The organism is Serratia sp. CY40230, from assembly GCF_052168835.1.
GTDB classification, from domain to species: Bacteria; Pseudomonadota; Gammaproteobacteria; order Enterobacterales; family Enterobacteriaceae; genus Serratia; species Serratia nematodiphila.
Genome location: NZ_JBJNLX010000004.1, coordinates 77,864 through 90,369 on the forward strand (window position 1 = coordinate 77,864; position 12,506 = coordinate 90,369).

Sequence of the window (12,506 nt, forward strand, 5' to 3'; positions counted from 1 at the left end):
TCTTCGTTTCAAATTCAAGTCCAACGCCTTATCCGGCGCGGATTTTTGTCCCGTTTTACACGCCCGGTAAAAATGTTGTGAACAGAGTTATCCACAGCCTCTGCACATAAACTCGCCTGCCTGAAAAATCAACGTCATACAAATTAAATATTTATCTATTTGATTTATATGCTTATTTATTTATCCCAAAACGTTATGCCGATCACTTGCTCTTTTTGTTGCAGTTGAAAGACAACGTGTTTTTATTTTTATGCACAAATCCACAGAGTAAGGATGCCGGTGATACGGCCGCGCGGCGCACGCCGTCAGGCGTCCCTCGGCAAACCTTTTTCCACAGCCCGTATCAGCCGTTTTTTCTGTGCCGTCTGCACCTCGATGCCCTGCGCTTCACGGCGAGCAAGCTGTTGCGCCAGCGCCCAGTGGATATGTTCGTCCAGCATGCTGTCCTGGCCCAAACGCGTGCGCAGCGCGAGCACGACGCCGTCCTCATAAGGCGCATTGCCCAGAGCCACGGCGATATTGCGCAACCAGCGCAGGTGGCCGATGCGGCGTATCGCCGAGCCTTCGGTGATGCGCAGGAATTTTTCTTCTGTCCAGTTGAACAGATCGATCAGCTGCGGCGCATGCAGTGCGGCGCGTGGGCTGAAATCGTCTTCGTCGGTGAGCTGCGAAAAGCGGTTCCACGGGCAGATCAGCTGGCAGTCGTCGCAGCCGTAGATGCGGTTGCCGAGCAGCGGGCGGAATTCTTCCGGGATCGCACCTTCCAGCTCGATGGTCAGGTAGGAGATGCAGCGCCGGGCGTCGACGGTATAGGGGGCGACGATGGCACCGGTCGGGCAAGTGGTGATGCAGGCGACGCAGCGGCCGCACTGTTCTTCCTGCGGCTGATCCACCGGCAGCGGCAGATCGATCAGCAACTCGCCGAGGAAAAACCACGACCCGGCTTCACGGTTGAGAATTAGTGAGTGTTTACCAACCCAGCCGATGCCCGCCTTGGCGGCCAGCGCGCGCTCCATCACCGGCGCAGAATCGACAAAGGGGCGGAAATTCAACTCGCCGCAGTATTCCTGGATCTGATCGCCCAGCTTTTTCAGGCGCTGGCGCAACAGCTTGTGATAGTCACGCCCCAGCGCGTAGCGGCTGACGTAGCCCAGTTGCGGATTCTGCAAGGTGCTGGCGAACGCCGCCTTGGCCGGCAGGTAGTTCATGCGTACGCTGATCACTCGCAGCGTGCCCGGCAACAGTTCGTGAGGGCGTGCGCGCAACATGCCGTGGCGCGCCATCCATTCCATCTCGCCGTGGTACTGCTTGTCGAGCCAGGCCTGCAGCTTCGGCTCTTCAAGGCTCAGATCGGTATCGCAGATGCCAACCTGCTGGAATCCTAGCGATTGCCCCCATTGCTTGATATGTTGGGCGAGTTGATGGAGATCGAGGGGGTGCGTCATGACGGGCCACAGTGAAAAAGCATACGCTGATAGTTTACCACACTCTGTCTGGCCTGCGGATTGGATCCGTCGTTCGGAACCCGCGGCGGCGGCCTCGCTCGGTATTTCTCTTTACGATTTGATGCAGCGCGCCGGTCAGGCAGCCTACGCGCTGGCGCGCAACGCGTATCCCTCCCGCGACCACTGGCTGGTGCTGTGTGGCCACGGCAACAACGGCGGCGACGGCTATGTGGTGGCGCGCCTGGCGAAGGCGGCGGGCGTGCAGGTGACGCTGATCGCCTGCGAAGGCGCACGCCCTTTGCCACCGGAAGCCGCAGCGGCTCGCGAGGCCTGGCAAGCTGCAGGCGGCGACATTCTGCCGGCGAACAGCCGCTGGCCGGCGTCTGTTTCGCTCATTATCGACGGCCTGCTGGGCACTGGCCTTGGCAGCGCGCCGCGTGCGCCTTACGACGCGCTGATTGAGGCCGCCAACCGCCATTCGGCGCCGGTGGTGGCGCTCGATATCCCGTCCGGCCTGCTGGCGGAAAGCGGCGCGGCGCCAGGCGCGGTGGTGCGTGCCGCGCACACCGTCACGTTCATCGGCCTCAAACCGGGGCTGCTGACCGGCCAGGCGCGCGACTGGGTCGGGCAACTTCATCAGAATGCGCTAGGCTTATCGGGTTGGTTGGCGAAGCAACCGGAGCAGATTCAGCGGCTTACCGCCGAGGTGTTGCCGCGCTGGCTGCATCCGCGCCGCCCCTGCGCGCATAAGGGCGAGCATGGCCGCCTGCTGTTGGTGGGCGGCGATAGCGGTTTCGGTGGCGCCATTCGCATGGCGGCGGAGGCGGCGCTGCGCAGCGGGGCTGGATTGGTGCGAGTGCTTACTCACATTGATCATGTTGCGCCGCTGCTGGCGGCCAGGCCGGAGCTGATGGCGCAGGCGCTCGACGAGGCGACGCTGCGGCAGGCGATGCAATGGGCGGATGTGCTGGTGATTGGCCCGGGGCTGGGCCAGGCTGAGTGGGGAAAAAACGCCTTGAGCGTGCTGCAAACCAGCGATAAACCAGCCTTGTGGGACGCCGATGCGCTGAACTTGCTGGCATTAAATCCCGAGAAACGGCAGAATCGCGTGATGACTCCGCATCCTGGAGAGGCGGCGCGGCTGTTGAGCTGCAGCACTGCCGACATCGAGAGTGATCGCTTACTTGCCGTGCGCAAGCTGACGGCGCGCTACGGCGGCGTGGCGGTGCTGAAAGGCGCCGGTACGCTGATCGCCGATGAGCAGGGGCAGATGGCGATCGCCGACGTCGGCAACGCTGGCATGGCCTCCGGCGGCATGGGTGATGTGCTGTCGGGCATCATCGGCGGTTTGCTGGCGCAAAAGCTCCCGCTGTATGATGCCGCCTGTGCGGGCTGCGTCGTGCATGGCGCGGCCGGCGATCGCGTAGCGGAAAGACAAGGAACAAGAGGCATGTTGGCGACCGATTTACTGCCGGACATCCTTCATTTCGTTAATCCTGAGTGGGCAAAATAGACTTTATCGAATGAAAGAACTCGTTTTACCTCTGCCGGACGAGGCAGCGACTGTCGCTTTGGGCACCACTTTGGCCAAGGCCTGCGATCGCGCCAGCGTCATCTATCTCTACGGCGACCTGGGCGCCGGTAAAACCACCTTCAGCCGTGGTTTCCTGCAGGCGTTGGGGCATCAGGGCAACGTCAAAAGCCCGACCTACACGCTGGTGGAACCCTATGCCTTGCAGCCGCTGGCGGTGTATCACTTCGATCTGTATCGCTTGGCCGATCCGGAAGAGCTTGAATTCATGGGCATTCGCGATTACTTCGCGCAAGACGCCATCTGCCTGGTCGAATGGCCGCAGCAGGGCACCGGCGTGCTGCCGGAGCCGGACCTGGCGCTGCACCTCAGCTATCAGGGCGAGGGGCGAGAGGCGAAGATTGAGGCGATTTCTGCTTACGGCAGCCAGCTGTTAGACCGTATTCATGGATCACAGGGATGATGCTGCAATGACGCATGCGTTGAAAAAATTTGCGGTCATCATGCTGATCGCCGTGCTGGGGCCGCTCGGCGCGTTGAACGCGCTGGCGGCATCCTCGCTGTCCGATATCAAAGTGTCCAACGCCCAGCGCGAAGCGACGGTGTCGGTGAGCTTCAATGGCCCGCCGGACTATGCGTTTTTCCCGCTGCACGGCCCGGAACGGGTGGTGCTGGATGTTAACCAGAAGGGCAAAGTCGGCGGCCTGCCGCTCAACTTTAGCGGGCAAAACCTGGTAAAGAGCATTCGCTCCAGCGCGCCGAAAGACGCTCAGAGCGTGCGCCTGGTGTTTGATCTGACCCAGCGCGCCAAAACCCGCGTTTCCACTCGCCAGAACGGCGGCGTGCATACCGTGGTGTTCACCATTTCGGCTGAAGGCGGCGCCAATATCGTGGCGCGTAAAGCGCCGGTGCAAACGCCTCCGCCGGTCGCCGTCAGTCAACCGCCGCGTCAGGCGCCGGTTGCGGTGCGTGAAGCGCCGGAGCCGCCGCTGCGCAAAGCGCCGACGGGATCGAATCCCTTTACCCAAAAACAGACTGTGGTCGCAGGCACCGCCACTGAGGTCACGCCGCGCAGCAGCCGCGTTTCCGCCGGTTCCGGCGATCGGGTGGTGGTGGCGATCGACGCCGGCCACGGCGGCCAGGATCCGGGAGCCATTGGCCCGAGCGGGTTGAAAGAAAAGAATGTCACCATCGCCATCGCACGCCGCCTGCAGGCGATGCTGGACGCCGATCCGCAGTTCAAACCGGTGCTGACGCGTAACGGCGACTATTTCATCTCGGTGATGGGGCGTTCCGACGTTGCGCGCAAACAGGGCGCCAACGTGCTGGTCTCCATCCACGCCGATGCCGCGCCAAACCGCAGCGCCAGCGGCGCTTCCGTCTGGGTGCTGTCCAACCGCCGCGCCAACAGCGAAATGGCCGGCTGGCTGGAACAGCATGAGAAGCAGTCTGAGCTGCTCGGCGGCGCCGGCGATTTGCTGGCCAACAGCCAGGCCGACCCTTATCTGAGCCAGGCGGTGCTGGATCTGCAGTTCGGCCACTCGCAGCGCGTCGGGTACGATGTGGCGGTGAAGGTGCTGCAGCAGCTGCAGAGCGTCGGATCGTTGCATAAACGCCGGCCGGAACACGCCAGCCTGGGCGTGCTGCGTTCGCCGGATATTCCATCGCTGCTGGTGGAAACAGGATTTATCAGTAATAGCACGGAGGAGCGGCTGCTGGGCAGTAGCGCGTATCAGGAGAAGATTGCCAAGGCCATTCATAACGGCCTGCGCAGCTACTTCCTGGCGCATCCGCTGCAAGCCGACCCAAAGGTGGAAAACCGACCGCTGGACGTCGCAGCGGCGGTTAACACCTCAACACCAGACGTGCGCCAGCCGGAGCCTATCGTCAGCCCGGCCGGCGCGAGTCGCAGCGTTAGCGGCAAGACCCAGATCCACGTGGTGAAGCGGGCGGAGACGCTGTCCGGCATCGCCGACAGCTACGGCACCACCATGGCGGCCCTGCGGGATCTGAACAAACTGAAGAAAGACGGCGTGTGGGTCGGGCAACGCCTGAAGGTGCCGGCGGGGAAAACCGCCGCCGTCACCGCCGTCGCCAAGGCGAAAACGCCGGCGAAGAAGCCGTCTAAACATAAAGTGGCCCGTGGGGACACGCTGTCCTCTATCGCTTCTCGTTATGGGGTCAGCGTCGGCGATCTGAAACGGGTCAATAATCTGAAGTCGGACGTCGCGCCGCTGGATCGGACGCTGACCATTCCGCAGGCCTAGCGCCACCGCTACAGGAGTCAGCATGCCTATCCAGGTGTTACCGCCACAGCTCGCCAACCAGATCGCCGCCGGAGAGGTGGTTGAACGCCCCGCGTCGGTGGTCAAGGAGCTGGTGGAAAACAGTCTGGACGCCGGTGCGACGCGCATCGATATCGATATCGAACGCGGCGGTGCCAAGCTGATCCGCATTCGCGACAACGGCTGCGGCATCGGCAAGGACGATTTGGCGCTGGCGCTGGCGCGGCACGCTACCAGTAAAATCAGCACGCTCGACGACTTGGAGGCGATCGTCAGCCTCGGTTTTCGCGGCGAAGCGCTGGCCAGTATCAGCTCGGTGTCCCGTTTGACCCTGACGTCGCGCACCGCCGACCAGAGCGAGGCGTGGCAAGCCTATGCCGAAGGGCGCGAGCAGGCGGTGACGGTCAAACCCGCTGCACACCCGGTCGGCAGCACGCTGGAAGTGCTGGATCTGTTTTACAACACGCCGGCGCGCCGCAAGTTCATGCGCACCGAGAAAACCGAATTCGGCCATATCGATGAAGTGGTGCGGCGCATCGCGCTGGCGCGTTTCGATGTGGCGATCAACCTCAGCCACAACGGCAAACTGATCCGCCAATACCGGGCGGCGAAAGAAGAGAGTCAGCACGAACGCCGTTTGGGCAGCATCTGCGGTCCGGCGTTTTTGCAGCATGCGCTGAACATCGATTGGCAGCATGGCGATCTGAACATCCGCGGTTGGGTGGCGGATCCGGACGGGGCGCGCCAGCTGGGTGAAATGCAGTATTGCTACGTCAACAGCCGCATGATGCGCGATCGCTTGATCAACCACGCCATTCGTCAGGCCTATCAGGATCAGCTGAAAGACGATCAGCAGCCCGCTTACGTGCTGTATCTGGAGGTCGATCCGCACCAGGTGGATGTCAACGTTCATCCCGCCAAGCACGAGGTGCGTTTCCATCAGGCGCGGCTGGTGCACGATTTTATCTACCAGGCAGTGACCACCGTGCTGCAACAGGCCGGTCAGACGCCGTCGCTGCCGCTGGCGGAAACGCCCGACGAAGCGCCCGCGCCGGTCTGGCAGCAGGAAAACCGCGTCGCCGCCGGCGGCAACCATTTTTCTCAACCGGCGCCGCGCCGTGAAACGCCGCCACCGGCCGGCACCGCCCGCGAGCGGGCGCCGCAGCCGAGCCGGCAAGCGGCGGGCGGCTATCAGAAACGCGAAGGCGAGCTGTACGGTAAACTGATGCAGCCCGCCGCCGAGCCGCCGGCCGCGGCCGCGCCGGAAACCCCGAGCAAGCCGCCGCTGTTCCCGCCGGCGAAAGCCGCAGCGGAAACGCCGTTGGCGGGCGGCCAGCACAGTTTTGGCCGGGTGTTGATGATCCATCCGCCGTGTTATGCGTTGATTGAACAGCGCCAGCAGCCGGCGTTGCTTAACCTGACGGTGGCGGAACGCTGGCTGCGCCAGGCGCAGCTCAACCCGCCGGCAGAAGGGCTGCGGCCGCAGCCGCTGCTGATCCCAGTCAAGCTGACGTTGGAGAAGAGCGAAGCGGCGGCCATCGCGCGGCATCAGGCGCTGTTGGCGGCGATGGGGCTGGATCTGCAGGCGGATCATGGCCGTGTGACGCTGCGCGCAGTGCCTTTACCATTACGCCAACAAAATTTACAAAAACTGATACCCGAACTGTTAGGCTATCTGGCCGAACATCAGGAGATGTCGCCCGCGGTGCTGGCCACCTGGCTCGCTCGCCGCCTTGGCAGCGAACATGAACAGTGGAACACCTCGCAAGCGATACAATTGCTGACCGACGTTGAACGACTTTGCCCGCAGCTGGTCAAATCGCCACCGAGCGGACTTTTACAACCCGTTGATTTACAGGCCGCACTGGCGGCCCTCAAGCATGACTGACACTGAAATGACACCACGTCCCCCGGCTATTTTCATCATGGGGCCAACCGCCTCGGGCAAGACCGCGCTGGCGATCGCGCTGCGCGAACGCCTGCCGGTGGAGCTGATCAGCGTTGATTCCGCGCTGATTTACCGCGGCATGGATATCGGCACCGCCAAGCCGAGCGCCGAAGAATTGGCGCAGGCGCCGCACCGGCTGATCGATATCCGCGATCCCGCCGAAGCCTACTCGGCCGCGGAGTTTCGCGCCGATGCGTTGAAAGAGATGGCCGACATCACCGCCGCCGGTCGCATTCCGCTGTTGGTGGGCGGCACCATGTTGTATTTCAAGGCGTTGCTGGAAGGATTATCGCCGTTGCCGTCCGCCGATCCCGCGGTGCGCGAGCGCATCGAACGGCAAGCGGCGGAGCAGGGCTGGGAGGCGTTGCACCGTCAGTTACAGGCGATCGATCCGGTCGCGGCATTGAGAATTCATCCGAATGATCCGCAGAGACTGTCCAGAGCACTGGAAGTTTTTTTTATTTCGGGTAAAACTTTAACGGAACTGACTAAAATTTCGGGTGAATCGTTGCCGTATCAAGTTCACCAATTTGCGATAGCGCCGACCAGCCGTGAGTTGATCCATCAACGCATCGAGCTGCGGTACCATCAAATGTTGGCGGCGGGTTTTGAGACGGAAGCGCGTGCACTTTTCGCACGGGGTGATTTGCATACGGACTTGCCCTCCATTCGCTGTGTCGGTTACCGCCAGATGTGGTCATACTTGTCTGGTGAAATTAGTTACGATGAGATGGTTTATCGTGGTATTTGCGCAACACGTCAGTTGGCTAAACGCCAGATGACCTGGTTACGGGGTTGGGAGTCGGTCCATTGGTTGGACAGTGAAAAGCCGGGAGAGGCTTTGGACTCGGTGACACAGGTTGTTAGTGCATAGGTTGGGTGATTGTGTACAATTGCTGAGTATTCAGCGCGCAAATTTTTTACGTCGTTTATTTTAGAGCCGACAGGTTCTTAGTTACAAACAACAAGCAAATAAGGAAAAGATAGAATGGCTAAGGGGCAATCTTTGCAAGATCCGTTCCTGAACGCATTGCGTCGTGAACGTGTTCCGGTTTCTATTTATTTGGTGAATGGTATTAAGCTGCAAGGCCAGATTGAGTCTTTTGACCAGTTTGTCATCCTGTTGAAGAACACGGTTAGCCAGATGGTGTACAAGCACGCTATCTCTACCGTTGTCCCGTCACGCCCGGTTTCGCATCACAGCAACAACCCGAGCGGCGGTTCAAGCAACTATCACCATGGCAACAATCCGTCTGCGCAGCAACAGCCGCAGCAGGAAAGCGATGACGCTGAATAAAGCGCGTTGCAAGTCAACCATGACGGGGAGCATAAGCAGCCGCGGGCTGTTTATGTCCCCCAAACTCACGGTGAGTGTCCGTTTGAGAGGTTGCACGCTTGTTTGACCGTTATGAAGCCGGTGAGCAGGCCGTACTGGTTCATATCTATTTCTCGCAAGACAAAGATACGGAAGACCTCAACGAGTTCGAATCGCTGGTCTCCTCAGCCGGTGTCGAAGCTTTGCAAGTGGTGACTGGTAGCCGCAAAGCCCCGCATCCGAAGTACTTTGTCGGCGAAGGAAAGGCCGAAGAAATTGCAGATGCGGTGAAAGCCAGCGGCGCGTCTGTTGTCCTGTTTGATCATTCCCTTTCCCCGGCGCAGGAAAGAAACCTCGAGCGCCTGTGCGAATGCCGGGTGATCGATCGCACCGGGCTGATTTTAGACATCTTTGCCCAGCGTGCCCGTACCCATGAAGGTAAGCTGCAGGTGGAGCTGGCGCAGTTGCGTCACATCGCCACGCGTCTGGTACGCGGCTGGACGCACCTGGAGCGGCAAAAAGGGGGGATTGGCCTGCGTGGGCCGGGGGAAACCCAGCTTGAGACCGACCGTCGCCTGTTGCGCGATCGCATCAGCTTGATTCTGCGCCGCCTGGAGCGGGTAGAAAAGCAGCGTGAACAAGGCCGACGCGCGCGGACCCGCGCCGATGTGCCGACCGTATCGCTGGTGGGCTACACCAACGCCGGCAAATCCACCCTGTTTAACCGAATAACGTCTGCCGAGGTGTATGCGGCGGACCAGCTATTTGCCACCCTGGATCCTACGTTGCGGCGCATTGACGTGCCGGACGTGGGGGATACCGTGTTGGCGGATACCGTAGGCTTTATCCGGCACCTGCCGCACGATCTGGTGGCCGCCTTCAAGGCGACGCTGCAGGAAACGCGCCAGGCATCTCTGCTGCTGCACGTCATCGATGCCGCAGATCCGCGCGTCGATGAGAACATCGAAGCGGTGAACACCGTGCTGGCGGAGATAGACTCGGATGAAATTCCTACACTGTTAGTGATGAACAAAATAGATATGCTGGACGATTTTGTGCCGCGTATCGACCGCAACGACGAAAACCTGCCGATCCGGGTGTGGCTGTCCGCCGCCAACGGAGAGGGTATTCCGTTGCTGTATCAGGCGTTGACGGAGCGCTTATCGGGGGAGATCGCGCATTACGAATTGCGCTTACCGCCACGGGCAGGCCGTCTTCGCAGCCGTTTTTACCAGCTTCAGGCGATTGAAAAAGAGTGGAACGAAGAAGACGGCAGCATTGGCGTGGTGGTGCGAATGCCGATCGTCGAATGGCGTCGTCTCTGCAAGCAAGAACAGGACCTGATTGACTTTATCGTATGATCATATCCTGTTACATTTATGCTTCGCGAAAGCCTGAAGTACCCAATCACAGAATATGGAGCTAAAACATGGCGTGGAATCAGCCCGGTAATAACGGACAGGACCGCGACCCGTGGGGGAGCAGCAATAACAATGGCGGCAACTCTGGCGGTAACAACAAAGGCGGTCGTGATCAAGGGCCACCTGATTTGGACGATATCTTCCGCAAACTGAGCAAGAAATTGAGCGGTTTCGGCGGGGGCAAAGGCTCCAACAGCAATAGCGGCGGCACCGGCACCTCTGGTCCGGGCTTCAGCGGCCGCATTATCGGTATCGCGGCGGTCGCCGTGGTGGTGATCTGGGCCGCCAGCGGCTTCTACACCATCAAGGAAGCCGAGCGCGGCGTCGTGACGCGTTTCGGTAAGTTCAGCCATCTGGTGCAGCCGGGCCTGAACTGGAAGCCGACCTTCATTGACGACGTGCGTCCGGTGAACGTGGAGTCGGTGCGCGAATTGGCAGCGTCCGGCGTGATGCTGACCTCCGATGAAAACGTGGTGCGCGTGGAAATGAACGTGCAGTACCGCGTGACCAACCCGGAAGCGTACCTGTTCAGCGTCGTCAATGCCGACGACAGCCTGAGCCAGGCGACCGACAGCGCCCTGCGCGGCGTGATCGGCAAATACTCGATGGACCGCATCCTGACCGAAGGCCGTACCGTGGTGCGTAACGATACGCAGCGCATGCTGGAAGAGACCATTCGTCCTTACAACATGGGCATCACGCTGCTGGACGTCAACTTCCAGGCGGCGCGTCCGCCGGAAGAGGTGAAGGCGTCGTTCGACGATGCGATCGCCGCGCGTGAGAACGAGCAGCAATACATCCGTGAAGCGGAAGCTTACGCCAACGAAGTTCAGCCGCGTGCGAACGGCCAGGCGCAGCGTCTGCTGGAAGACTCCAAGGCTTATAAGGACCGCACCGTCCTGGAAGCTCAGGGTGAGGTGGCGCGCTTTGCCAAGCTGTTGCCGGAATACAAGTCTGCACCGCAGATCACCCGCGAGCGTCTGTACATCGAAACCATGGAAAAAGTGCTGGGCCATACCCGTAAGGTGTTGGTGAGCGACAAAGGCAACAACCTGATGGTGCTGCCGCTGGATCAGATGCTGCGCGGCCAAGGCGCGGCGACGGAGAGCGGCAACAAGGATACCAGCCTGATTCGCCTCAATCCGAATCCTGCGCCGGCTGCCAACAGCAGCGCTCCGCGCACCAGCGGCGGATCGGTTATGGATCAGCGCCGGGCGAATGCGCAGCGTGACGACACCACTCGCGTAGGGAGAGAGTAATCAATGCGTAAGTCTTTTGTAGTTATTGTCCTCGCGGTGCTGGTGGTGCTGTACGCTTCGCTGTTCGTGGTGCAGGAAGGCCAGCGCGGCATCGTGCTGCGCTTCGGCAAGGTGCTGCGCGATGGCGAAAACAAGCCGCTGGTGTATGCGCCGGGTCTGCACCTCAAGATCCCGTTCATTGAGACCGTGAAGAACCTGGATGCGCGTATCCAGACCATGGACAACCAGGCCGATCGCTTCGTGACCAGCGAGAAGAAAGACCTGATCGTCGACTCCTATCTGAAGTGGCGCATCAGCGATTTCAGCCGTTACTATCTGGCGACCGGCGGCGGCGACGTCTCCCAGGCCGAAGTGCTGCTGAAACGCAAGTTCAGCGACCGTCTGCGTTCCGAAATCGGCCGCCTGGACGTGAAAGACATCGTGACCGACTCGCGCGGCAAGCTGATGTCTGACGTGCGTGACGCGCTGAACACCGGCACAGTGGGCGACGGCGAAGAAGTGGCGACCACCGAAGCCGATGACGCTATCGCCTCTGCGGCGGCGCGCGTTGAGCGGGAAACCACCGGCAAACAGCCGCAGGTGAACCCGAACAGCATGGCGGCGCTGGGCATCGAAGTGATCGACGTGCGTATCAAGCAGATCAACCTGCCGGCCGAAGTGTCCGACGCCATCTACCAGCGTATGCGCGCCGAGCGTGAAGCGGTAGCCCGTCGTCTGCGCTCGCAGGGCCAGGAAGAAGCCGAGAAGCTGCGCGCCAGCGCGGATTACGAAGTGACCCGTACCTTGGCGGAAGCAGAGCGTCAGGCGCGTATCACCCGCGGTGAAGGCGATGCCGAAGCGGCCAAGCTGTTCGCCAATGCGTTCAGCCAGGATCCGGACTTCTATGCCTTTATCCGCAGCCTGCGTGCCTATGAAGCCAGCTTCAAGGACAACCAGGACGTGCTGGTACTGAGCCCGGACAGCGATTTCTTCCGCTACATGAAGTCGCCTGATACCCTGCGCAAATAAGCGCGGGAGGCAATCTGATCGAGGGCCCGTTTATGCGGGCCCTTTCTCGTTTTTGGGGGATGCATGAACTCAACGATTTGGCTGGCGCTCGGGCTGGTTCTGGTGCTGGAAGGATTGGGGCCGATGCTGTTTCCGCAGGCCTGGCGCAAAATGATTGTGGCGATGTCGCAGTTGCCGGACGCGACGCTGCGGCGATTTGGCGGTGGAATAGTGGTTGCGGGCTGCGTGATCTACTACATGTTGAGCGGCCGCACGGGTCTTTAAAGTCTAGCCCAAAATTTATGCAATCGTATG

At 60.8% G+C, this 12,506-nt stretch carries 11 protein-coding genes; 10 read left to right on the forward strand and 1 reads right to left on the reverse strand.

All coding sequences use genetic code 11. The annotated features are described in order from the left end of the window. Positions 1-305: 305 nt before the first annotated feature. Positions 306-1,445, reverse strand: a complete 1,140-nt coding sequence (gene queG, locus ACJ8IJ_RS15000) for a tRNA epoxyqueuosine(34) reductase QueG (protein ID WP_004929927.1) — start codon at positions 1,443-1,445, stop codon at positions 306-308. Between queG and nnr the strand changes: the two genes are divergently transcribed. From nnr to ACJ8IJ_RS15050, 10 genes are all read left to right on the forward strand, one after another. After that, complete coding sequence (gene nnr / locus ACJ8IJ_RS15005) at positions 1,444-2,958, forward strand: bifunctional ADP-dependent NAD(P)H-hydrate dehydratase/NAD(P)H-hydrate epimerase (RefSeq protein WP_131164170.1); 1,515 nt, start codon at positions 1,444-1,446, stop codon at positions 2,956-2,958. The genes queG and nnr overlap by 2 nt on opposite strands. A 10-nt stretch (positions 2,959-2,968) precedes the next feature. Continuing rightward, complete coding sequence (gene tsaE, locus ACJ8IJ_RS15010; RefSeq protein WP_025305017.1) at positions 2,969-3,439, forward strand: tRNA (adenosine(37)-N6)-threonylcarbamoyltransferase complex ATPase subunit type 1 TsaE; 471 nt, start codon at positions 2,969-2,971, stop codon at positions 3,437-3,439. Positions 3,440-3,446: 7 nt separating this feature from the next. Next, the gene (gene amiB, locus ACJ8IJ_RS15015; RefSeq protein WP_160125979.1) at positions 3,447-5,243 is read left to right on the forward strand and encodes an N-acetylmuramoyl-L-alanine amidase AmiB; all 1,797 of its coding nucleotides are present in this window, start codon (positions 3,447-3,449) and stop codon (positions 5,241-5,243) included. Positions 5,244-5,265: 22 nt separating this feature from the next. After that, entirely contained in the window at positions 5,266-7,149 is a 1,884-nt protein-coding gene (mutL, locus tag ACJ8IJ_RS15020) for a DNA mismatch repair endonuclease MutL (protein ID WP_442518762.1), read from the forward strand. Continuing rightward, positions 7,142-8,083, forward strand: coding sequence for a tRNA (adenosine(37)-N6)-dimethylallyltransferase MiaA (miaA, locus tag ACJ8IJ_RS15025; RefSeq protein WP_004933679.1), 942 nt, complete (start codon positions 7,142-7,144; stop codon positions 8,081-8,083). The genes mutL and miaA overlap by 8 nt, the downstream gene beginning before the upstream one ends. 114 nt (positions 8,084-8,197) lie before the next feature. Continuing rightward, the gene (gene hfq, locus ACJ8IJ_RS15030) at positions 8,198-8,506 is read left to right on the forward strand and encodes an RNA chaperone Hfq (RefSeq protein ID WP_004933678.1); all 309 of its coding nucleotides are present in this window, start codon (positions 8,198-8,200) and stop codon (positions 8,504-8,506) included. A gap of 98 nt (positions 8,507-8,604) precedes the next feature. Continuing rightward, positions 8,605-9,885, forward strand: coding sequence for a ribosome rescue GTPase HflX (hflX, locus tag ACJ8IJ_RS15035; RefSeq protein WP_442518763.1), 1,281 nt, complete (start codon positions 8,605-8,607; stop codon positions 9,883-9,885). Between the two features lie 68 nt (positions 9,886-9,953). Beyond that, positions 9,954-11,204, forward strand: coding sequence for an FtsH protease activity modulator HflK (gene hflK / locus ACJ8IJ_RS15040; protein WP_280631013.1), 1,251 nt, complete (start codon positions 9,954-9,956; stop codon positions 11,202-11,204). Positions 11,205-11,207: 3 nt separating this feature from the next. Next, positions 11,208-12,212 carry a protease modulator HflC gene (hflC, locus tag ACJ8IJ_RS15045; RefSeq protein WP_004933669.1) on the forward strand — a complete coding sequence of 335 codons (1,005 nt, stop codon included), beginning with the start codon at positions 11,208-11,210 and terminating at the stop codon, positions 12,210-12,212. Between the two features lie 63 nt (positions 12,213-12,275). After that, entirely contained in the window at positions 12,276-12,476 is a 201-nt protein-coding gene (locus ACJ8IJ_RS15050; RefSeq protein ID WP_004933666.1) for a DUF2065 domain-containing protein, read from the forward strand. Positions 12,477-12,506 lie beyond the last annotated feature (30 nt).